This is a genomic window from Methylobacterium sp. AC433, from assembly GCF_979253015.1.
Map to the genome: position 1 here is coordinate 350,582 of NZ_CEEDBN010000003.1, position 20,360 is coordinate 370,941.

Consider the following 20,360-nt stretch of genomic DNA (forward strand, 5'->3'; position numbering starts at 1 on the left):
GGCGCCCCCCCAATTCGGTCCCCGCACGCCTCGAACGTACGCGGCCCTCGCGTACGCACCACCTCGCTGAACGATACCCGATCCGCTCGCGGATCGACGCCGGGGTCAGGCTGTCGACTCGAGCTGACGCGCATGACTCCGCAGACGACGGCACCCGGACCCATCGACAATAAGTGTAGGTAATCCAGAAATCGGAGCGCATACTGATCCTTGGGTCAGGATGCTCTATGACAATTCAAGAACTCGTCCATCGGCATCGATCATCGGCAGCACAGGCGGCGGTCGTCGGTGCCACGCGTGCTTTGGAAATGGCGTTTCCCCTCATCGAGAACGACGAGACGCTCAATCGTCTGGGCCGGGCCTTGGCAGCCATCATCGCGTTGGACAAGCTCGCCGCGCGGGAGGACACCGTCGCAGTGGCCTGCTGATCGAAGCCCGCCAGCGACGGACCCTCGCCGAAGGGAACGCGACGGACCACGGGCGCGCGTGAGGCTGCCGAGGTCCCTTAGGGGCTCGGCCATGGTCCAGACGAGGTCCCCGGACCGCTCGCGCCGGTCCTGTGTGGTCGGTCCGCGACCTGATCGTCCTCGATCGCCTTGGACGGGACACAGCGCCGTACGGGTGATCCGCCTGCCGGATCGAGACGCGCGATCGCCGATCGATTTTTGCTTGGCCCGAGGGCCGAGGAGCGGCGCCGGTTCGGATCGCCCATCGCGATCAGTGCGGGTTCCAGGGCGCGCCGATGCATGTCCCGATGATGAAGACGATCGCCGCTGCACAGACGTGCAGCGCGGGAGACGTCGTCTGAAGAAGCGTCTTCGCCTGACGGCCGGGCCGAGCCCAGACCATCCTTGCCCCCATCGCCAAAGCGGCCGTCGCGACCGCCACGTCGAGCGCCGCTTCGAGGAAGTCTGTCATCCCGGACGACCTAATCCCATTGCTGGCTATCGAGATTGCAGGCGCCGTTCGTCAGCTTGGCGATGGCCGTCATGGCCTCATCGAGGCTCGGGTGCCGGACCTTGACCGCCGCGAGGATCGTCCCCGGCTCCGGTCGGATGCTGACGGTATCCCCCGCAGCGCTTCTCCAGATCGTTCCGAGGTCGCGACCCAGTCGGTCCTTCAGCGACCAGGCATCGACATCCGAAAGCACCGGCGTGAGTACGACGTCCATCGGCGGTCCTCCAAAGACAGATCTAGGGGCACCATCGCGCGAATTGTCCGTCGCCGATGCGCAAGATGCGCTGTCAGTGATGCGCTCGGCGCAAGATTCTGGCAATCCTATAAAAATGAATGCAGCGACGTTTTTATTTGTAGGAGACAGCGAAAACACGTGCATACTGGTCGTTATTCAGAAAAAGGCGACGCATGTTGCGTATTATTCTCCGCCACGAAGCCTCGGCTCTTGGCTCGAAGGCTTGGACCGGCGACTTGGAGTCGGCGAAATCCCACGCGAAAAAGCTGATCGACGAGCCGCGAGCGGGCATTCGACCGACCTCGGCCGAGATCCGCGATGGAATCTCGCAGACGATCGTTCACCGCTATCCGCTCTTGCCATAGCTCTTGCCATAGCGCTGTTTCGACCTCTCGGACGTCGGAGTGCGCTCCCTACGGAGTCGTGCCCGGCGCCTGCCGGGAAGGATCCGCCTGCGAAGGCCCCATGCGCCGCTGCCGCCCGATGAAATCGACGAAGGCCCGGAGCGGTGCCGGCAGGTAGCGCCGCCCGGGATAGTATAGGAACGGCCCGGAGAAGCGTGGCCACCAGGGTTCGAGAACGGCTTCCAGCGCGCCGCTGTCGAGGTGCGGCCGGAGCCAGTCCTCGAACAGGGTGAGGATGCCGATTCCGGCGACGGCCGCCTCGACCGCGAGGTCGGTGGCGGCCCCCACGCGCACGATCAGCGGCCCCGACGGGTCGACCCGGACGGTCTCGCCGTCGCGCTCGAATTCCCAGGCCGTCATCGCGCCGCTGGCGAAGCGGCCACCGATGCAGGCATGGTCGAGAAGATCGCGCGGATGTTCCGGGCGGCCCCGCCGGTCGAGATAGGCGGGCGCGGCGACCGTGGCGAAGCGCTGCTCGCGCGGGCCGATCGGCACCGCGACCATGTCCTGCTCCAGCCGCTCGTCGTAGCGGATGCCGGCATCGCAGCCCGCCGCCAGCACGTCGACGAAGCTGTCATCGGCGATCACCTCCAGGCGGATGTCCGGATAGGCCGCCAGGAAGGGCGGCACGATCCGCGGCAGGACGAGCCGGGCCGCACTCACCGGCACGTTGAGCCTGAGGGTTCCGGCCGGACGATCGCGGAACCCGTTGACGACGTCGACGGCCGCCGCGACCTCACCGAGGGCCGGCTTCAGGCGCTCCAGCAGGCGCAGCCCGGCCTCGGTCGGGATGGTGCTGCGCGTCGTGCGGTTGAAGAGCCGGACGCCGAGGCGGCTCTCCAGCCGGCGCACCGCCTCGCTCAGTCCGGAGGCGCTCGAACCGCTGGCACGGGCGCCGTCGCGAAACCCGCCGGCCTCCGCCACGGCGACGAAGGCCGCGAGGTCGCTCAGATCCGTCATCGCTGTTCGCCCGTTCGCACGACCCGTGCGGACTGTACCGGATTATCGCGGCCTGTCGCAGGGCCTAGCTGTGGGTGACCCATTCCGGAGACACCCGATGACGAACCTCGACAAGGCCGGCACCTACGCGCTGGGCGACCGCACGGTGAGCCGGCTCGGCTACGGCGCCATGCAGCTCGCCGGGCCCCACGTCTTCGGGCCGCCGAAGGATCGCGCCCGGGCGGTCGCCGTCCTGCGCGAGGCAGTCGCCGGCGGCGTCAACCACATTGACACCAGCGACTTCTACGGGCCGCACGTCACGAACCAGATCATCCGCGAGGCGCTGCACCCCTATCCGGCGGACCTCGTCATCGTCACCAAGATCGGCGCGCGCCGCGGCGCGGACGCTTCCTGGAACCCGGCCTTCTCCGCCGCGGCGCTGACGGAGGCGGTCCACGACAACCTGCGGAATCTCGGTGTGGAGGCCCTCGAAATCGTCAACCTGCGCATCATGCTCGATGTGCACGGTCCCGCCGAGGGCTCCATCGCGGAGCCCCTGAGGGTCCTGGCGAACCTCCGGCGCCAAGGGCTCGTCCGCCATGTCGGGCTCAGCAACGTCACCCCGCGGCAGGTCGCCGAGGGACGCGCGATCGTGCCGATCGCCTGCGTGCAGAACGCCTACAACCTCGCGCACCGGGCCGACGACGCCCTGGTCGACGACCTCGCCGCGGCCGGCATCGCCTACGTGCCGTTCTTTCCCCTGGGCGGCTTCAGCCCGCTGCAATCGACGACGTTGTCGGAGGTGGCCGCGCGCCTCGGCGCGACGCCGATGCAGGTCGCGCTGGCCTGGCTCCTCGCCCGGTCGCCCAACATCCTTCTGATCCCCGGCACGTCCTCGCCCGAGCACCTGCGCGAGAACATGGCCGCCGCCGGCCTGACACTGCCCGAGGACGCGCGCGCCGACCTCGACGGGATCGCGGGCGTGGGCTGAGACGCGTTCAGGCGCACCGGACTCGGAGGCCGTCCGAATTGGCCGGCTCCCCGTCGAACGTCTCGCCCGCGACGCGGTTGCGCCCGGCGTGCTCGGCCCGGTGGAGCGCGGCATCGGCCGCCTGGAGCAGGTCGTCCAGCGTGCGCGCCCGGATCGGCCCGGCGGCAAAGCCGATGCTCACCGTCATGGCCGGTCGCTCCAGCGTGGAGGGATCGGTCTCGACCATCCGCCGGATCGTTTCCCCGAGGCGGGCGCCGTCCGCCTCGTCGCCGCCCGGGACCAGGCAGACGAACTCCTCGCCTCCGAAACGGGCGAGCACCGGACCGCGACCGTTGCCGGTGGGCTCGCCGGCTGTCGCCCGGCGCAATAGGAATGCGAAGCGGACCAGACCACGCTCGGCCGCTGCGACCGGCGATGCACCAGGCGGATCGCCGCCCACAGGAAGGCGAAGGTCTGGATTAAGCAGACCTCGGCGAGCCAGATCGCCACCCAGTCGGGCGCCGCCTGACGCAGCATGTAGAGCAGGCACCCGATCGTCGCGCTGGTGGCCGAGGCGGCGACCCAGAGATGGATCCGGACGGGGCGGCAGCCGAGCCAGAGCGCCCAGGCATAGAGGGCGATGCCGACGTCGAGCGCCAATGCGGCGAGGAGCAGGGTGGCGATATCGAGGGTCGACGCAGCATTCCGTCGTTCGTATGACGGACGTTTAACCCGGTCCGGTTGCAAACACGCTGACCGGGTCGGGCGGGGCCGATCGCCCTCAGCGCTCGATCTCGTTCATCGGGGTGCCGGCCGCGAGCCCGTCATTGCCGCCGCCCGCGCTGAACAGCTTGCGCAGGATGCCGGGCGCGAGGGCCGAGAGCGGGTTCACGCTGACGTCGGGTTTGGCGAGGCGGCCCGAGACGCGGAAGTTCAGGGCGAACAGGCCCTCGTTCCGGCCGCCGCCGAGGAGCTGGCCGAGGATCGGCAGCTGGGAGACGACGTTGTTCAGGCCGTAGAGGGGCACGAAGGTCCCGTTGATGTCGGTGCGTTCCTTGGCGGTGTCGAGGAAGCCCGTCATCGTGAAGCCCATGGCGGGGTTCGAGATCGCCGCGTCGCTGATGTCGATGCGGCTGCCGGTGCGGGTGAAGATCGCCCGCAGGCGGTCGAATTCCACGTCGTTGCCGGCATTCTGGACAACGTATTTCCGGCCGCGCGCGTCCGTAACCTCGCTGGTGGCCGGCCCCTGGGCCATGATGCTCGACAGGGCGGGCTCGTTGCGCAGGACGAAGTTGCGGATCTGGACCGAGCCCGGCTGCGGTCCGTCGTTCAGGGCGCTCGTCATGATCAGCTTGCCGCCGTACATGCGCTTGTAGATGTCCGCGAAGCGCAGGGTCGAGCCGGCATCGAGGGTCTCGATGGCGATGCCCGAGCCGCCCCGGTCGCTGTGGGTGATCTGCGCGGAGAACGGCGCGCTGGTGAACTTGCCCTGGATGCGCCCGCTGCGGATGTCGCGCCCGCGCAGGGCGACCTTGACGGTCGCGTTCGTGAGGGATTCGCCGTTGAAGCCCGTAAGAATGCCGAGGCTGAGATCGGCGTCGATGTCCTTCGGGGCGGCATCGCGGCCGCCCTTGGCGTCGGAGCCGGCGAGGTTGCGCAGGAAGGGGCGCGCATCGGCCACGGCGCCCTTCACGCCGATGCGGTAGCCGTTGCCGTTGCGCTCGGCCTGCAGGCGCATGTCGTCGCCGGGCGAGAGCTTGAAGCTCGACAGGTCGGCCCGCTCGAAACCGCCCTCGCCGTTCAGCGTGGCGCTGCCCCGCGCCAGCAGGGGCGCGGCTTCGACGGCGAGGTCGCGCAGCTCCAGGCCGCCGCCGGCGGTCTCCTGCATCGTGAAGCTGGCCCGGCCGGGCTTGCCGACCGCCTTGGTGAAGCCCGGCAGCAATCCGTCGCTGCCGGCCCGGGCGAGGTCGGCCTCGACCCGGATCGGCGGCTTGCCGGATGTGGGGCGCCCGATCGGCACGTTGATCCGCACCGGAATCGTACCGGACAGGAGCGGCGCCACCGGCAGGCCCTTGCGGGCGCGCAACCCTTCGTCGAGGGCGAGGGCGACGTTGATCTCGCCGGGCGCGCCGGCCTTCGGCTGGCGCAGGTCGACGGTGAGCGCCGAACCCAGCACCCGTCCGTCGCCCTTCAGCGCGAAAGCACCCCGGTCGTAGGAGACTGAGAAGCGGCCGGCATCCAGGCGCTCCTTGCCGAAGGCCTTGTCGACGCCGATGTCGGCCAGCGTCCCCGTCATCGTGACCGGCAGGTCCGGCAGGTCGGGGATGTGCTTGAGGTTGAGCGGGAAATCGATCCGCAGGTCGGCGCTGCCCTTGACGGTGGCCGGGTCAAGATCGACCCCGGTCAGGCTCTTGAACATCTTCGTCTGCAGCAGGGAGACCAGCGCGTCCGCGCCGCCGCCGAGGCGCAGGCCGATCTGCGCCACAACCGTGTCGGGCGTGATCTTCGGGATGACGAAGGAGCCGTCGGAGATCGACAGGGTGCGATTGTCCTGCATGCGCAGGTCGGCGGTGACGTTGCGGATCGTCGTCGTCAGGCCCGTGATGGTGCCGCTGACGCGCCCGCGCGTCAGCGGCGGGGCGTCGGCCGAGACGGTCAGGCTCGCGTCGGAGACCGCGAAGTCGATATGGACGGCGTTGTCGGGCATCGGCTCGCCGCGGGTGGCGGCGGCGAGTTCCGGGCCGCTCATGTCCACGGTGATGTCGACGGCGTTCACCCGGCCGCCGCGCAAATTGTCGACGAGGTAGTTGCGCGCGGGCGGCGCCACGTGTTCCGGCCAGAGGCGAAGGGCCATGCGCCCTTCGGTGTCGGCGGCCACGATGTGCAGGGTCAGCCCGTCATCGTCGGCGGCGGTCCCGATGGTTCCGGTGATCCGGCCGCTCGCCGCACCGGCCCGGACCGAGAAGTCGTCGATGACGACGCCCCCGGCCTTGCCGGTGAGGTGGGTCGAGATCGTGTCCAGGGTCACGGGCTTGTCGCCGGCATTGGCCCCGCGCAGGACCGCATCCTTGCCCGACAGTTCGAGGGTCCAGGCGGACTCGGCGCCCGGCGGTGCGGCGGTCCAGGCGCCGGTGAGATGCACCGCGTTGCCGGCCCCGCGATAGTCGAGGGCCTCGAGCTTCATCGCCCGGCCGGCCTCGTCCCAGCGCACCGCGGCCGCGAGGCTGTCGATGGTGACCGGGTTGAAGTCCTTCTCCTCGATGAGAACGCTGCCGCCGCCGGTGCGGATCTCGGCCGTCATCGTCTCGATGCGCCCGGCATCGATGGCCACGTCGGCCTTGGCCGAGAGCTTGAGGTCGGTCTCCACCGGCAGCTTCGACTGGCCGGACAGGAGGAGGAGGTCGTTGATCGGCAGGTCGTCGAGGGTGATGATGCCGGTGCGCCTGGTGCCGCCGGCCTCGTGCAGGTCGCCGCCGAAGCGCCACTCCCCGTGCGGTCCGTCGATGCGCAGCTCGAAGACCCGGGCGTCGCGCCCGGCATCCCGCCGGAACAGGCCGTTGACGTGCTCGAAGACGGCGCGCTGGCGGGCATCGTCGTCGATCAGCGTCAGGCGCCCGTTCGTGATCCGCGCCCGGTCGAGGGCGCCGATGACGCCGGCGGAATCCAGCACCACGCCGAAGATCGAGGCGACGCCGGCGGAGATCGGCGAGACGTGCCCGGCGGCGGCATCGACGCTCGGCAGGGTGTGGGGCACCACCGTTCCCGCCTGGCTGCTGTCGGAGGCCGCGAAGGCGATGCTGCCGTTGCGATGGACCAGGGCGGTCATCTGCAGGTCGCGGAACTCGATGGCGCGGGGCTGAACCGCGAGGCGCAGCAGGCTCCAGGTGTCGAGGCTGACCACCGCCAGGGGCGCCCGGACCACGAGGGCGCCCTCCGGGTTGCGGACGTCGAGACCGGCCACCCGCAGGGCGAGGGAATTCTCGGGGTCGATCTCCAGGGCGCTGTCGCTGAGGTTGACCCGCCAGCCGGGACCGATGCTGCCGGCGATGGCCGAGGCCACCCGCTCCGACATGCCGTCGATCCGCAGCGGACCCATGGCGAGGCGCCCGATCAGCCCGCCGACGGCGATCACCAGGCCGATCACCAGGGCGGCCACGATCCAGAGCAGCGGCCGCCGCCGGGCGGCGGGCCGCGCGGGTCGCAAACCTTTGGCCGTTTCCTGGTCCATCAATCCTTGTGCCGCTGGATCGGAACGTCCCCTCGGGCTATCGAGCGGCTGTCCTACGGGTTTCAGCTTTCGCGGGTCTTTCGCCTTGATCGGTCCCGATGGGCCGGGGCGTCACGCCCCGTCGCGATGCAACTCCAGAGGCACACCATCAATCGGCCGAAAGGAAGGCATGATGCCCCTCGCTACCGGAGATCAGGCGCCCGATTTCACCCTGGCGGGCGCCGGCGACGAGACGATCAGCCTCGGAGCCTTGAAGGGCCGCAAGGCGGTCCTGTATTTCTACCCCAAGGACGACACGAGCGGTTGTACCCTGGAGGCGCAGGGCTTCAACGCCCTCGGCCCCGACTTCTCGGCGGCTGACACCATCGTGATCGGGGTGTCCCCGGACTCGGTCAAGAGCCACGACAAGTTCCGCGCCAAGTACGCCCTCACCTTCCCGCTCGCCTCCGACGAGAGCAAGGCGATGCTCGAGGCCTACGGCGTCTGGGTCGAGAAGAGCATGTACGGCCGCAAGTACATGGGCGTCGAGCGGACCACGATGCTCCTCGACCGGACCGGCCGCATCGCGCGGATCTGGCCGAAGGTGAAGGTGCCGGGTCACGCCGAGGAGGTCCTGGCGGCCGCCCGCGACTTGGCATGACGAGCGACTTGGCATGACCAGCGACTTGGCATGACGGCGCGATCTGGCAGGGCGACATGACCGGCATGGTGAATCGTCGGACCGGCGCCTTGGCGGTTCGTTAACCCTGATCCGGGCAGAGTGAGGCGGTGGATCAGGTCACGCGTCCCATGCCATCGTCCTCTCGGAAAACCTCCTCGAAGACGACCCACGTCGTCTCCGCCGCGCCCGGCGCGACGCTTCGGTCACGCCTCCTCGCCGGAGCGCTGGCCCTCGCGGTCGCCTGGGCCGGCGGGGCGACGTACTACCTCGTCTTCCATGACGAGGTGCTCGCCCGCTTCGTCTCGCAGCAGAGCGCGATCCAGTACGGCTACGAGGAACGGATCGGTGCGCTCCGCCTCCAGCTCGACCGGGTGACGATGGAGCAGGCGGCGGCCCGCGACGGGATCGCCCAGCGCATGGCCGAGCTCGCCCGACGGCAGGCCGCCATGGAGGCACGCCAGGCCGTGCTGGCGAACCTGGCCGGCGAGCCCGGCGCCGCGGCGCTCCCGCCCCCGGCGGTCGAGATCCCCGAGCCCGCGCCGCGACCGCTTCCGGGCGGCAAGCCCTTCCCGACCCCCGACGGCCTGCGGCTGCGGACCGACGCGGAAACCATGCCCGGCCGGCAATCCGCCCGCGCGTCCGAGAGCCGGATTTCGGCCCTGGAGCAGCGCCTCGACGGACTCGCCGAGGCCCAGTCGCGCGTGCTCGCCAATCTCGGCCTGCGCGCCGGCAAGGGCGCCCAGCGCCTGCGCCAACTCGTGGTCCGTCTCGGCCTCGACCCGGCCCGCTTCGAGCACGAGCGCCCGGCCGGCATCGGCGGCCCCCTGGTGCCCCTGAGCGACGCGTTCGGCGCCTCGCTGGCGGACGTGCAGCGCTCCATCGCCGAGGAGGCGCATCTGCGCCGGATCACCGCCGGCCTGCCGGTGCGGCGTCCCCTCTCCGGCGAGCTCAGCCTGTCGAGCAATTTCGGCGCGCGCCTCGATCCCTTCACCCGCGGCTACGCCATGCATACCGGCATGGACATGCGGGCGGAGACCGGCGAGCCGGCCCGCGCCACGGCGGCCGGACGGGTCACGGTGGCGGATTACAACGGCGGCTACGGCAACATGGTCGAGGTCGACCACGGCCACGGCCTGGTCACCCGCTACGCCCACCTCTCGGCCTTCGACGTGACGCCCGGCCAATGGGTCGAGCCCGGCACGATCGTCGGCCGCGTCGGCTCCACCGGGCGCTCCACCGGCAGCCACCTGCATTACGAGACCCGCATCGACGGCGAGCCCGTCGACCCAGTGCGCTTCCTCAGGGCCGCCGAGGCGCTCTGAGCGGCGATCGGGCGGGCCGCAGCAAGGTCGCCCATCCGTGCCCTGTCGCCTGCACCGCCCGACGCGCGCCGAGTCCCAGGGCACCCGCACGGGAACCGTGCGCGACCCCTGGAACTCGTGCGCGTGTCCCTATTCGATGTCCTCGACCACGTCGGCGCCGCCGTAGACGCGCTGGGCCAGGGACGATTCCATAAACGGGTCGAGGGAGCCGTCGAGCACCGCGTCCGGATCGGTCGACTGGGTGCCGGTGCGCAGGTCCTTCACGAGTTGATAGGGCTGCAGCACGTAGCTTCGGATCTGATGGCCCCAGCCGATATCGGTCTTGGCGGCGGCCTCGGCGCTGGCCTTCTCCTCCCGCTTCTTCAGCTCGGCCTCGTACATGCGGGCGCGCAGCATGTTCCAGGCGGTGGCCCGGTTCTTGTGCTGCGAGCGCTCCTGCTGGCACGCCACCACGATGCCCGTCGGGATGTGGGTGATGCGCACCGCCGAATCGGTGGTGTTCACGTGCTGGCCGCCGGCGCCCGACGACCGGTATGTGTCGATCCGGCAGTCGGATTCCTTGATCTCGATCTCGATCCGGTCGTCGATCACCGGATAGACCCAGACGCTGGCGAAGCTGGTGTGGCGGCGCGCGCTCGAATCGTAGGGCGAGATGCGGACCAGCCGGTGTACGCCGGACTCGGTCTTGAGCCAGCCATAGGCGTTGTGGCCCTTGATCAGGAGCGTGGCGCCCTTGATCCCGGCCTCGTCGCCGTCCGACCACTCGACGATCTCGACCTTGTACTTCCGGCGCTCGGCCCAGCGGGCATACATGCGCTGGAGCATGTTGGCCCAGTCCTGGCTCTCGGTGCCGCCGGCGCCCGAATGGACTTCGAGATAGGTGTCGAAGCCGTCGGCCTCGCCGGAGAGCAGCGTCTCGATCTGGCGGCGCGCGGCCTCCTTCTCGACGGCGCGCACGCCGGCCTCGCCCTCCAGGATGGTGGCCTCGTCGCCCTCCATCTCGCCGAGTTCGATCAGCGTGTGGGCATCCTCGAGGTCCTGGCTCAGCTTCTTGATCGCGGTCACGGCGTCATCGAGCTGGGTGCGCTCGCGCATGACCTTCTGGGCCGCCTCGGCGTCGTTCCAGAGTTCGGGGTTCTCGGAAGCCGCGTTCAGCTCCGCGAGGCGTTTCTCGACGGTATCCCAGTCAAAGATGCCTCCTCAGCAGTCCGATCGACTGCTTGGCGGCATCCGAGAGTTGTTCGATCTCGGCGCGCATCTGGTGTTTCGGGCTCGTGGTTCGGGGGTGTGGGACGGGGTGATACCGGGCCGGCCGGATGGTGTAAACGGCGCGCACCCGCGCGCCGCCCCAGGATCGTCGAACGATGCAAGCCCAGAACACCCGGCGGCTCCGGCTTCTCGCGCTGACCGTCCTGGTCATCGCGGCCGGCCTCGTCCTGCGCCTCGTGCCCCTCGGCCTGCCGGCCGCGGTGACGAAGTGGGGCGGCTCGGTGCTCTGGGGCGCGATGGTCTACGGGCTCGCCGGCCTCGTGCTGCCGTGGCCGCGCGGACGTGTCCTGGCCCTGGCGGCCGCCATCGCCGTCGCGGTCAAGCTCTTCCGGCTGGTTCACACGCCGGAGCTCGACGCCTTCCGGCTGACGCTGGCCGGCAAGCTGCTGATCGGGCGGGTGTTCTCGCCCTGGAACCTCGTCGCCTACGCGGCCGGGATCCTGGCCGCGCGCCTAGCCGACCGGCGCTAGCGCAGGGCCGGGCGAACGTAGTCGGGCGGACCGATGCGGGCCGGGGCCAGGACGTACTCGCGCGGGCGATGGCGCTGGTTCAGCGGGCCTTCGCTGAGGCCGTCGGCGAAGTAATCCGTGCCGGTCAGGCCGAAGCCGCCGCCGTTCATCACGCTCGGCACCGGCACGGCGTTCGGCACGTCCGGGATCGGCCGACCGCTGCTGGGGCTGGTGGGCAGGACGATCGGACCCTGGGACCCGAGAAAGAGGGTCTGCGCGGGGGCGGGAACGCTGAACCCGAGACCGATCAGGCCAGCGGCAACGAGGGTTCGCATCTTCAGCACCACGAGATCACTCCTGCGGGCAGCCTGAGACCGGGAAGCGAGGCGCCCGCGCGCATCATGCTCCATTCCCGCGACGCTGTCCGTGTCCGTTCGGTCGCGCCGCCACGACTTTCAGCAAAGCCCTGTGGGCAAAAGCCCCGGGAGGCTGTGCCCGGAACGACGAAGGCCGGGCGATCGGCCCGGCCCTGAACCGTGATGGGGTCCGACGGTGGTCTCAGCCCTTGGTCAGCCCTTGGCGCGCAACACCACGGAGCGCTCCTGGAGCACCGGCTCGCAGGTCGAGTAGAAGCCGTTCAGGACGGTCGGGCGCGAATTGCACTCGTAGCCGAGGGTCGGCTCGGGCGCCGGCACCGGGTCGCGGGCGACGATCGGCTTCGGGGCGCAGGCCCCCGCGGAGGCGCTCAGCACCAGGGCGACGGCAAGGGTCAGGCGACGCATACGATCCTCGGGCCTCGGCGAACGGGCCGCGCGAAACCATCGGGCGCGGCGCGGCGTCGTTCGACCCTGCTGACCTCGCACCGCCGTGACAAGCGCATCGGTGCGTTTCGGCGAGCTTTGCGGGCGCCTGTCTCCCGGCCGCAACAACCGGCCGGGGGCCTGCTCAGCCGGCCTTCGACAGCGGCGCCTCAGGCAGCGGCACCACGTTGTGCAGCGTCTTGTCCGAGGTCTCGAAGAAGCGCCGGACGTTGCGCGCCGCCTGCCGGATGCGCTGCTCGTTCTCGACCAGGGCGATGCGCACGTAGTTGTCGCCGTGCTCGCCGAAGCCGATGCCGGGGGCCACGGCCACGTCCGACTTCTCGAGAAGGAGCTTCGAGAATTCGAGGCTGCCCAGCGCCTGATACTTCTCCGGGATCGGCACCCAGGCGAACATCGAGGCGGACGGGGTCGGGATCTTCCAGCCCGTCTTGCCGAAGGACTCGATCAGCGCGTCGCGGCGCTTCCTGTAGATCGAGCGCATCTCGACGATGCAATCCTCCGGCCCGTTGAGGGCGGCGGTGGCGGCGACCTGGATCGGCGTGAAGGCGCCGTAATCGAGGTAGGACTTCACGCGGGTGAGCGCGGCGAGCAGGCGCTCGTTGCCGACCGCGAAGCCCATGCGCCAGCCGGCCATGGAGAAGGTCTTGGACAGGGACGAGAACTCCACCGTGCAGTCGATGGCGCCGGGAATCTCCAGGACGGAGGGCGGCGGATCGCCGTCGAAATAGACCTCCGCATAGGCGAGGTCCGACAGGATGATGATCTCGTGGCGCTTCGCGAAGGCGACGAGGTCCCGGTAGAAGTCGAGGCTCGCCACGTAGGCGGTGGGGTTCGAGGGGTAGCAGACCACGATCGCCACCGGCTTCGGGATCGAGTGCTGCATCGCCTTCTCGACCGCCGGGAAGAAGGCGGGCGTCGGTTCGGCCGGAACGGAGCGGATGACGCCGCCCGCCATGAGGAAGCCGAAGGCGTGGATGGGATAGCTCGGGTTCGGCACCAGCACCACGTCGCCCGGCGCGGTGATCGCCTGCGCCATGTTGGCGAAGCCCTCCTTCGAGCCCAGCGTCGCCACCACCTGGGTGTCGGGGTTGAGGCTCACGCCGAAGCGGCGCTTGTAGTAGCTCGCCTGGGCGCGGCGCAGGCCGGCGATGCCCTTGGAGGCCGAGTACCGGTCCGTGCGCGGCCGGCCGGCGGTCTCCACCAGCTTGGCGATGACGTGCTTCGGAGCGTCGAGGTCCGGGTTGCCCATGCCGAGATCGATGATGTCGGCGCCGTTGGCGCGGGCCTGGGCCTTGATCCGGTTCACCTGCTCGAAGACGTAGGGCGGCAGGCGCTTGATGCGGTGGAAGTCGGTCATGGCCTTCACGAAGTCCGAAATGGAATTGAGGCGCGGGGTGACGGGCGTCACCGCCGCGCGAAGCTGTCATCATCCCGAGACGGGAGCGTGGTTTCGTCCGAAGGTCCCTCGGGCGGCATGCGGACGTCCTTTGACGGATCTGCCTTGCGCAGGGCCGTCGCGGAATCCGTACGCCCGGCGAATCTCTAGCAGTTCTGCGGCCCGACGCCGAACGATATCTGGCGGACCTGACGCCCCGATCTGGCGGACCTTAAGGCTTGGCGCCCTGCGCGGCGCTCTCGGCGGAGCGGCCGCGCGCCTCGTTTCGGCCGCGGGCGGCGACGAGCTCGTCCTCCAGGGCCCGCGTGCCCTCGGGCGTCTTGGCGCGGATGGGCCGGGCCGGGGCGGAGACGCCGACGGGCATGAACGCATCGTCGCCGCGGCGCGACTGCGCGACGAAATCGGGCGCCTTGGCCGGCGGACCCGCCTCGCCGGTGCCGTAGGCGATCCGCATCGGATTCAGGTCGCCGGAACAGCCGGCGAGCAGGATCGCGAACACCAGGCTCGCGACAAACTGAGGGTTGTGAAGCCGGGACATGGGAGAAGTCGGCCGTTTTGGGGTCATGCGCACTGGCGGAACTCCGCGATGGCGCGTTAATTTGTCGGAAACGAGGCCCCCTCGGCCGCGCGGCAGGCGTCGCGCGGTGAAAGGTCGGGCCACACTCGGGGAGAGACGCACGCGTGACGACCGAACGGACGACACCGCTGCCCGACATCGAGGCCCTGTCCCGCAACGCGAGCCTGCTGGTCGAGGAATTCGGCCGGGCCGCATCGCGCTACATGAAGCCCGTCGGCGCGTCGGACGCCCTTCCGGTCGAGGCCGTCGAACCCCCCGAGGAGGTCAAGGACGTGGTGCGCACCCTCGGCAGCGTCGCCGAGACCTGGCTCGCGGATCCCAAGCGGACCGTCGAGGCGCAGACCAAGCTGAGCGAGGCGTTCATCACCCTCTGGGGCTCGACCTGGCAGCGCCTGCAGGGCGAGAACGCCCCGCCCGTGGCGCAGCCCGAGCCCAAGGACAACCGCTTCGCCCACGCCGAGTGGTCCACCAATCCGATCTTCGACTTCATCAAGCAGAGCTACCTCATCACCTCCCGCTGGGCCGAGGAACTCGTCGAGGAGGCCGAGGGCATCGACGAGCACACCCGGCACAAGGCGCATTTCTACCTGCGCCAGATCACCGGGGCGCTGTCGCCCTCGAACTTCGTGATGACCAATCCGGAACTGATCCGGCACACCCTGAAGGAGAACGGCGCCAACCTCGTGCGGGGCATGAAGATGCTCGCCGAGGACATCGAGGCCGGCAAGGGCCAGCTCCGGGTGCGCCAGACCGATCCGGGCGCCGGCTTCGAGGTCGGCCTCAACGTGGCGGTGACGCCCGGCGAGGTGGTCTTCCGCAACGACCTGATGGAGCTGATCCAGTACGCGCCGACGACCGACACGGTGCTGAAGCGGCCGTTCCTGATCGTGCCGCCCTGGATCAACAAGTTCTACATCCTCGACCTTAACCCGTCGAAGAGCCTGATCGCCTGGATGGTCGGCCAGGGCCTGACGGTGTTCTGCATCTCCTGGGTCAATCCCGATGCGCGGCACGCCGACAAGGATTTCGAGAGTTACATGCGGGAGGGCATCGAGACCGCGATCGATGCCATCGGGGTCGCCACCGGCGAGAGCGAGGTCTCGGCGGCGGGCTACTGCGTCGGCGGCACCCTGCTGGCCGTGACCCTGGCGATGCAGGCCGCCACCGGCAACAAGCGCATCAAGAGCGCCACCTTCCTGACCACGCAGGTCGATTTCACCCATGCGGGCGACCTCAAGGTGTTCGCCGACGAGGAACAGATCCGCCTGATCGAGTCGCGGATGCAGAAGCGCGGCTATCTTGAGGGCACCGGCATGGCCACCGCCTTCAACATGCTGCGCCCCAACGACCTGATCTGGTCCTACGTGGTCAACAACTACGTCAAGGGACAGACGCCGATGCCCTTCGACCTGCTGTACTGGAACGCCGATTCGACCCGGATGCCGGCGGCCAACCACTCGTTCTACCTGCGCAACTGCTACCTCAACAACACGCTCGCGCAGGGCAAGATGATCCTCGGCAACGTTCGCCTCGACCTGAAGAAGGTGAAGATCCCGATCTTCAACCTGGCCACCAAGGAGGATCACATCGCGCCCGCCCTGTCGGTGTTCGAGGGTTCCTCGAAGTTCGGCGGGCCGGTCGATTACGTGCTGGCCGGGTCGGGCCACATCGCGGGGGTCGTCAATCCGCCGGCCAAGCCGAAATACGGCTTCTGGACCGGCGGCCCGGCCGTGGGGCGGTTCGACGACTGGGTGGCGGCCGCCACGGAGACCAAGGGGTCTTGGTGGCCCTACTGGTTCCAGTGGCTGGAGCATCAGGCCCCGGCCCGCGTGCCGGCGCGGATTCCCGGCGAGGGCGGCCTCGCCTCCCTCGGGCCGGCGCCCGGGACCTATGTCCGCATGAAGGCGTGAGCGCCGGCAGGGACGCGCCGGGCTGGACCGTCCGCCTGGAGGCGGAGCCGGACCCGGCCATGCGGGCCGAGATCCTGGCGCCCCTCGTCGCCCACAACGAAGCCCAGGTGCCGAACGGCAACTGGGGTTTGCTGGCCCTAACCGTGCGGGACGCGGCCGGCGCCATCGTCGGCGGCCTCTGGGGCCGGACCGGCTACGGAATGCTGTTCGTGGAATTGCTGGCGCTGGGCCCGGCCCGGGGCCGCGGGCTCGGCCGGAGCCTGATGCAGGACGCGGAGGCCGAGGCCCGCCGGCGCGGCCTCTCCGGAATCTGGCTCGACACCTGGACCTTCCAGGCGCCCGGCTTCTACGAGCGCCTCGGGTTTTCCGAGTGCGGGCGGATCACCGACTATCCGCCCGGCCATGACCGGATCTTCTACGTGAAGCGATTCGATACCGGCGGAGCCGCACCGGCTCCGCCGTCCTGAGCGTTCCGCGGCCTCAGAACTTGCGCACCAGCGGGGCCGGCGCGGCGACGACCGGATCGCCGAAGACGTACCGGAAGCCCACCGAGACGATGTCGGCGCTGCTGTCGGCCACGCCGGCGAAGACGACGTTCTGGACGTTGTAGTCGCGTCCGGGGCCGGCGAGGATGCGGCCCTTGTCGACGAAGAAGTGCGAGTAGGCGAGGTTGAGGGTCAGCTTCTCGCTCCAGCGGTAGCTTCCGCCCACCGAGACGTTCACCCGGTCGCCGTCGGGCAGGCGCACGGAGCGGTTCGAGAAGTCGATCGGCGAGGATTCGTAGGCGACGCCCGCGCGGACCGTCAGGGCCGGCGACCAGTCGTACTCGCCGCCGATCGAGTAGGTGTAGCCGTCCTTGTAGTTGAGGGTCAGCGGCGGCGCCGCAGCCCGCGCCCCGGCCGAGACGATGTTGATCAGCCCGACGCGACTCCAGTTGTCCCATTCGAAGCCGAGATTGATGCGCGCCACCGGGGTGATCGCCTGCGTGAGGCCGACGCTCAGCTTCTCGGGGGTGTTGAGCTTGGCCTTGATGTCGCCGCCGAGCGCCGAGAAGGCGCCCGGCAGGATGAGCTGGCCGCCGATGTCGTGGTGCACCGAGGAGCGGTAGCCGACGCCGATGGCGGTGCCGTCGAAGGGCGTGATCAGCGCGCCCGCGGTGAAGCCGACCCCCCAGGAATCGCCCTTGAGGCCCGAGCTCGGCAGGGCGGCCGGATTGAAGACGGCGGCCGGGATGAAGGCCTGGCGCAGAACGAGCTTGAAGTACTCGATGTTCGGGCCGGCGGCGATCGAGAGCCACTCGTTGACCTTGAAACCGATGACCGGGTTGAAGGCCAGCGAGAAGATGCGGCTGGAGCGGCCATAGAGCTCGCCCGACCAGGTCTGACGCGGCTTGGTCACGAGGCCGAAGGGCGCGCCGGTGGTGATGCCGACCCATAGGCGGTCGTTGAGCTGGTAGGAGGTGGCGCCAGCCGGGACGATGGCGCCCTGGCCGAGCTCGCCGCTGTCGCCGAGACGGGCGAAGGCCGGGTTCGTGCCCACGTCGGGCGTGATCTTCGCCGACAGGTTGATGAAGCTCAGGTTCTGCTCGGTGACCCAGCCCGGACGCATGGTCACGGTGGCGGGGTTCCAGAACATCGAGGAGACGCCGCCGGAGCCGGACGCGGCGCCGGCCCAGGCGAGACCCTGCGCCTGGGCGCTCTGCTCGCGGATGCCGAAGGCGCCGGCCGAGGCGCCGGCCACGCTGGCGCAGAGGATGGCCGCGGAAACTCCCGACCGCGCGATGTTGCGGAGGGAACGGCCCCGAATCGTGCCCATCATGACGTAAGACCCACCCTTGTTGTTGGCGCTCGCTTGTCCCGTCCCGACCGGGTCGGTCTCGCACCTTGGGTGAGACAATGACGCGACCGGCGCGACTTCGCAATCCGGACATCCTCCAATAAAGGCAAAGTATCAATATAAGACTAAACTGTTTTTTGCGCGATATTGCAGCCTTGGGATCGCCGAGGCCAGGAAGCCGGCAGAATGGTTCACATCTAAACTCTCGTTGCCGTGAGTAAGCGCCGGGCCGGAAAAAACGCTGCCGTCGCATCTCCCGGCAGCGGTGTGACCTTTCGGTGACAAAATCGGCCCGGACCCGCCCCGGACCCGGCGCCGGAGGGAAGATCGCGCGGCATCCGTCGCGGATTGCCCCTTGCCGGGTATCCCGGTGCGATCGATGTCAGGCATCGCAACGTCCATGCGGAGGCACGAGCGATGAAACTGGTACGGCACGGCGCGAGCGGAGACGAGAAGCCGGGGCTCATCGATTCGCAGGGTGTCCTGCGCGACCTCTCGGCCCATGTGCGCGACATCGCGGGTCCTGCGCTCTCGCGCGAGACGCTGGAGCGCCTGCGCCGGATCGACAGCGCGAGCCTGCCCGCCCTTCCGGCCGACACCCGGCTCGGCCCCTGCGTCGGCGGCACCCGCAACTTCGTCGCCATCGGGCTGAACTTCACCGATCACGCCGCCGAGATCGGCGCCGACATCCCGCCCGAGCCGATCATCTTCAACAAGGCGCCCTCGTGCCTCGCGGGCGCCAACGACCGGGTGATCCTGCCCAAGGGCTCGGCCAAGACCGACTGGGAGGTGGAGCTCGCCCTGGTGATCGGCGCGCGCGCCTCCTACGTGCACGCCAACGAGGCCCTGTCCTACGTGGCCGGGGCCTGCATCTGCAACGACGTCTCCGAGCGCGAGTACCAGATGGAGCGCGGCGGAACCTGGACGAAGGGCAAGGGCTGCCCGACCTTCGGCCCGCTCGGTCCCTGGCTCGTCACCCTCGATGAGATCCCCGACCTGAAGAACCTCGCCATGTGGCTCGACGTGAACGGCACCCGGATGCAGACCGGCTCCACGGCAACGATGATCTTCGATGCCGCGCAGCTCGTCGCCTACGTCTCGCACTTCATGATGCTGGAGCCCGGCGACGTCATCACGACCGGCACGCCCCCCGGCGTCGGCATGGCCCGCAAGCCGCCCCGCTTCCTGCGCAGCGGCGATGTGATGACCCTCGGCATCGCCGGCCTGGGCGAGCAGCGCCAGGAGATCGTCGCCTTCGACGACTGGACCGCCAAGGTGGCGGCGGGCGAGCCGACGCATTGAGGACACTCGGCCGGCTTGATTTTCCGGTCGAGATTCGCCTCATGGGGACCATGACCGATACCCTGGCCCCCCTCGCTTCCCGCCCGGCCCCCGCGGCAGCCGCGATCCGTCACGACTGGAGCGTGGCCGAGATCCAGGCGATCCACGACCTGCCGCTCCTCGACCTCGTGTTCCGGGCGGCCGAAATCCATCGCGCGCACAACGATCCGGCCGACATCCAGCGCGCGAGCCTGCTGTCGATCAAGACCGGCGGATGCCCCGAGGATTGCGCCTATTGCCCGCAATCGGCCCACCACAAGGGCACCGGCATGGCGCGCGAGCGCCTGATGCCGGTGGATGCCGTGCTGCGCGAGGCGGCCGAGGCGAAGGCGGCCGGCGCCCACCGCTTCTGCATGGGCGCGGCCTGGCGCCAGCCCAAGGACGGACCGGAATTCGACGCCGTGCTGGCGATGGTGAGGGGCGTGCGCGGTCTCGGCATGGAAGCCTGCGTGACCCTCGGCATGCTGTCGCCCTCGCAGGCCGAGCGCCTCGCGGAGGCCGGGCTCACCTCCTACAACCACAACCTCGATACCGGCCCGGACTTCTACGGCGACATCATCTCCACGCGGACCTACGCGGATCGCCTGACCACCCTGCAGAACGTGCGCGACGCCGGCATCGGCGTGTGCTGCGGCGGCATCGTCGGCATGGGCGAGGGCGTGAAGGACCGGGCGAGCATGCTCCAGGTGCTGGCGAACCACGCGCCGCACCCGGAGAGCGTGCCGATCAACGCCCTGGTGGCGGTGGAGGGGACGCCGCTCGAGGATCGCCCGGCGGTCGATCCCCTCGATCTGGTGCGGATGTGCGCCACGGCCCGCATCGTCATGCCCCGCGCCCGGGTGCGCCTCAGCGCCGGCCGCAAGGGCCTGACCCGCGAGGCGCAGATCCTGTGCTTCCTCGCCGGCGCCAACTCGATCTTCTACGGCGAGCGCCTGCTGACCACGGCCAACAACGAGACCGATTCCGACGCCGAGCTCCTGCGCGACATCGGCATCACCGTCCCGGGCCTGACCCTGGCGGCGGCTGAGTAGCGCCCGTCCGCGAC

20 protein-coding genes are annotated in these 20,360 nt (G+C 69.6%); 9 read left to right on the forward strand and 11 right to left on the reverse strand.

Annotation, left to right across the window (positions count from 1 at the left end; translation table 11 throughout):
• The first annotated feature begins 227 nt into the window (after positions 1 to 227).
• Positions 228 to 428: a hypothetical protein gene (locus AC0IWM_RS07655; RefSeq protein WP_471753948.1), complete on the forward strand. Its 201-nt coding sequence runs from the start codon at positions 228 to 230 to the stop codon at positions 426 to 428.
• A 289-nt stretch (positions 429 to 717) separates the two neighbouring features.
• Here the strand turns inward: AC0IWM_RS07655 and AC0IWM_RS07660 are convergent, their stop codons facing one another.
• From AC0IWM_RS07660 to AC0IWM_RS07670, 3 genes are all read right to left on the reverse strand, one after another.
• Positions 718 to 918 carry a hypothetical protein gene (locus tag AC0IWM_RS07660; RefSeq protein WP_471753950.1) on the reverse strand — a complete coding sequence of 67 codons (201 nt, stop codon included), beginning with the start codon at positions 916 to 918 and terminating at the stop codon, positions 718 to 720.
• 10 nt (positions 919 to 928) lie between these two features.
• Positions 929 to 1,171, reverse strand: coding sequence for a hypothetical protein (locus tag AC0IWM_RS07665; protein ID WP_471753952.1), 243 nt, complete (start codon positions 1,169 to 1,171; stop codon positions 929 to 931).
• 434 nt (positions 1,172 to 1,605) lie between these two features.
• Positions 1,606 to 2,556: a LysR family transcriptional regulator gene (locus AC0IWM_RS07670; protein WP_471753954.1), complete on the reverse strand. Its 951-nt coding sequence runs from the start codon at positions 2,554 to 2,556 to the stop codon at positions 1,606 to 1,608.
• A gap of 97 nt (positions 2,557 to 2,653) precedes the next feature.
• Here AC0IWM_RS07670 and AC0IWM_RS07675 point away from each other — a divergent pair, with 97 nt between their 5' ends.
• Complete coding sequence (locus tag AC0IWM_RS07675) at positions 2,654 to 3,526, forward strand: aldo/keto reductase family oxidoreductase (RefSeq protein WP_471753956.1); 873 nt, start codon at positions 2,654 to 2,656, stop codon at positions 3,524 to 3,526.
• A 7-nt stretch (positions 3,527 to 3,533) separates the two neighbouring features.
• On the opposite strand, the gene AC0IWM_RS07680 is transcribed toward AC0IWM_RS07675, so the two are convergent.
• Complete coding sequence (locus AC0IWM_RS07680; RefSeq protein ID WP_471753958.1) at positions 3,534 to 3,845, reverse strand: GGDEF domain-containing protein; 312 nt, start codon at positions 3,843 to 3,845, stop codon at positions 3,534 to 3,536.
• A 441-nt stretch (positions 3,846 to 4,286) separates the two neighbouring features.
• Positions 4,287 to 7,733 (reverse strand): hypothetical protein, encoded by a 3,447-nt coding sequence (locus tag AC0IWM_RS07685; RefSeq protein ID WP_471753960.1) that lies wholly within the window; start codon positions 7,731 to 7,733, stop codon positions 4,287 to 4,289.
• 172 nt (positions 7,734 to 7,905) lie between these two features.
• Here AC0IWM_RS07685 and AC0IWM_RS07690 point away from each other — a divergent pair, with 172 nt between their 5' ends.
• Entirely contained in the window at positions 7,906 to 8,373 is a 468-nt protein-coding gene (locus AC0IWM_RS07690; protein WP_471754138.1) for a peroxiredoxin, read from the forward strand.
• 149 nt (positions 8,374 to 8,522) lie between these two features.
• Positions 8,523 to 9,716 carry a M23 family metallopeptidase gene (locus tag AC0IWM_RS07695; protein ID WP_471753962.1) on the forward strand — a complete coding sequence of 398 codons (1,194 nt, stop codon included), beginning with the start codon at positions 8,523 to 8,525 and terminating at the stop codon, positions 9,714 to 9,716.
• Between the two features lie 129 nt (positions 9,717 to 9,845).
• On the opposite strand, the gene prfB is transcribed toward AC0IWM_RS07695, so the two are convergent.
• Positions 9,846 to 10,974, reverse strand: a protein-coding gene (gene prfB, locus AC0IWM_RS07700; protein WP_156653057.1) for a peptide chain release factor 2 whose coding sequence is annotated in 2 segments (ribosomal slippage) — positions 9,846 to 10,904 and positions 10,906 to 10,974 — 1,128 coding nt in all. Because the reading frame shifts where the segments join, the coding sequence is not laid out codon by codon here.
• Between the two features lie 106 nt (positions 10,975 to 11,080).
• Between prfB and AC0IWM_RS07705 the strand changes: the two genes are divergently transcribed.
• Positions 11,081 to 11,455, forward strand: a complete 375-nt coding sequence (locus tag AC0IWM_RS07705) for a ribosomal maturation YjgA family protein (protein WP_471753964.1) — start codon at positions 11,081 to 11,083, stop codon at positions 11,453 to 11,455.
• Here AC0IWM_RS07705 and AC0IWM_RS07710 read toward each other — a convergent pair.
• The 4 genes from AC0IWM_RS07710 to AC0IWM_RS07725 form a co-directional block, all read right to left on the reverse strand.
• A complete protein-coding gene (locus tag AC0IWM_RS07710) occupies positions 11,452 to 11,769 on the reverse strand; it encodes a hypothetical protein (protein ID WP_471754141.1) in 318 nt (105 codons plus the stop codon). The two genes, AC0IWM_RS07705 and AC0IWM_RS07710, sit on opposite strands and share 4 nt — an antisense overlap.
• A 234-nt stretch (positions 11,770 to 12,003) precedes the next feature.
• Positions 12,004 to 12,216, reverse strand: coding sequence for a hypothetical protein (locus AC0IWM_RS07715; RefSeq protein WP_056475130.1), 213 nt, complete (start codon positions 12,214 to 12,216; stop codon positions 12,004 to 12,006).
• Between the two features lie 163 nt (positions 12,217 to 12,379).
• On the reverse strand, positions 12,380 to 13,612 hold the full coding sequence (locus AC0IWM_RS07720) for an LL-diaminopimelate aminotransferase (protein ID WP_056475575.1): 1,233 nt from the start codon (positions 13,610 to 13,612) through the stop codon (positions 12,380 to 12,382).
• Between the two features lie 250 nt (positions 13,613 to 13,862).
• Positions 13,863 to 14,189, reverse strand: a complete 327-nt coding sequence (locus AC0IWM_RS07725; RefSeq protein WP_082511359.1) for a hypothetical protein — start codon at positions 14,187 to 14,189, stop codon at positions 13,863 to 13,865.
• A 143-nt stretch (positions 14,190 to 14,332) separates the two neighbouring features.
• Between AC0IWM_RS07725 and AC0IWM_RS07730 the strand changes: the two genes are divergently transcribed.
• A complete protein-coding gene (locus tag AC0IWM_RS07730) occupies positions 14,333 to 16,138 on the forward strand; it encodes a PHA/PHB synthase family protein (protein ID WP_471753966.1) in 1,806 nt (601 codons plus the stop codon).
• On the forward strand, positions 16,135 to 16,605 hold the full coding sequence (locus tag AC0IWM_RS07735) for a GNAT family N-acetyltransferase (RefSeq protein ID WP_471753968.1): 471 nt from the start codon (positions 16,135 to 16,137) through the stop codon (positions 16,603 to 16,605). The genes AC0IWM_RS07730 and AC0IWM_RS07735 overlap by 4 nt, the downstream gene beginning before the upstream one ends.
• 13 nt (positions 16,606 to 16,618) lie before the next feature.
• On the opposite strand, the gene AC0IWM_RS07740 is transcribed toward AC0IWM_RS07735, so the two are convergent.
• Positions 16,619 to 17,956 (reverse strand): OmpP1/FadL family transporter, encoded by a 1,338-nt coding sequence (locus AC0IWM_RS07740; RefSeq protein WP_471753970.1) that lies wholly within the window; start codon positions 17,954 to 17,956, stop codon positions 16,619 to 16,621.
• A gap of 435 nt (positions 17,957 to 18,391) precedes the next feature.
• Between AC0IWM_RS07740 and AC0IWM_RS07745 the strand changes: the two genes are divergently transcribed.
• Entirely contained in the window at positions 18,392 to 19,276 is an 885-nt protein-coding gene (locus tag AC0IWM_RS07745; protein ID WP_471753972.1) for a fumarylacetoacetate hydrolase family protein, read from the forward strand.
• 50 nt (positions 19,277 to 19,326) lie between these two features.
• Positions 19,327 to 20,346, forward strand: coding sequence for a biotin synthase BioB (gene bioB, locus AC0IWM_RS07750; protein WP_471754143.1), 1,020 nt, complete (start codon positions 19,327 to 19,329; stop codon positions 20,344 to 20,346).
• Positions 20,347 to 20,360 lie beyond the last annotated feature (14 nt).

Excerpts from the sequence above, each read along its gene's own strand:
- AC0IWM_RS07655 (WP_471753948.1), top strand. The coding sequence starts at position 228 with ATGACAATTCAAGAACTCGTCCATCGGCATCGATCATCGGCAGCACAG.
- AC0IWM_RS07660 (WP_471753950.1), bottom strand. The coding sequence starts at position 918 with ATGACAGACTTCCTCGAAGCGGCGCTCGACGTGGCGGTCGCGACGGCC.
- AC0IWM_RS07665 (WP_471753952.1), bottom strand. The coding sequence starts at position 1,171 with ATGGACGTCGTACTCACGCCGGTGCTTTCGGATGTCGATGCCTGGTCG.
- AC0IWM_RS07670 (WP_471753954.1), bottom strand. The coding sequence starts at position 2,556 with ATGACGGATCTGAGCGACCTCGCGGCCTTCGTCGCCGTGGCGGAGGCC.
- AC0IWM_RS07675 (WP_471753956.1), top strand. The coding sequence starts at position 2,654 with ATGACGAACCTCGACAAGGCCGGCACCTACGCGCTGGGCGACCGCACG.
- AC0IWM_RS07685 (WP_471753960.1), bottom strand. The coding sequence starts at position 7,733 with ATGGACCAGGAAACGGCCAAAGGTTTGCGACCCGCGCGGCCCGCCGCC.
- AC0IWM_RS07690 (WP_471754138.1), top strand. The coding sequence starts at position 7,906 with ATGCCCCTCGCTACCGGAGATCAGGCGCCCGATTTCACCCTGGCGGGC.
- AC0IWM_RS07695 (WP_471753962.1), top strand. The coding sequence starts at position 8,523 with ATGCCATCGTCCTCTCGGAAAACCTCCTCGAAGACGACCCACGTCGTC.
- AC0IWM_RS07705 (WP_471753964.1), top strand. The coding sequence starts at position 11,081 with ATGCAAGCCCAGAACACCCGGCGGCTCCGGCTTCTCGCGCTGACCGTC.
- AC0IWM_RS07710 (WP_471754141.1), bottom strand. The coding sequence starts at position 11,769 with ATGCGAACCCTCGTTGCCGCTGGCCTGATCGGTCTCGGGTTCAGCGTT.
- AC0IWM_RS07715 (WP_056475130.1), bottom strand. The coding sequence starts at position 12,216 with ATGCGTCGCCTGACCCTTGCCGTCGCCCTGGTGCTGAGCGCCTCCGCG.
- AC0IWM_RS07720 (WP_056475575.1), bottom strand. The coding sequence starts at position 13,612 with ATGACCGACTTCCACCGCATCAAGCGCCTGCCGCCCTACGTCTTCGAG.
- AC0IWM_RS07725 (WP_082511359.1), bottom strand. The coding sequence starts at position 14,189 with ATGTCCCGGCTTCACAACCCTCAGTTTGTCGCGAGCCTGGTGTTCGCG.
- AC0IWM_RS07740 (WP_471753970.1), bottom strand. The coding sequence starts at position 17,956 with ATGATGGGCACGATTCGGGGCCGTTCCCTCCGCAACATCGCGCGGTCG.
- AC0IWM_RS07745 (WP_471753972.1), top strand. The coding sequence starts at position 18,392 with ATGAAACTGGTACGGCACGGCGCGAGCGGAGACGAGAAGCCGGGGCTC.
- bioB (WP_471754143.1), top strand. The coding sequence starts at position 19,327 with ATGACCGATACCCTGGCCCCCCTCGCTTCCCGCCCGGCCCCCGCGGCA.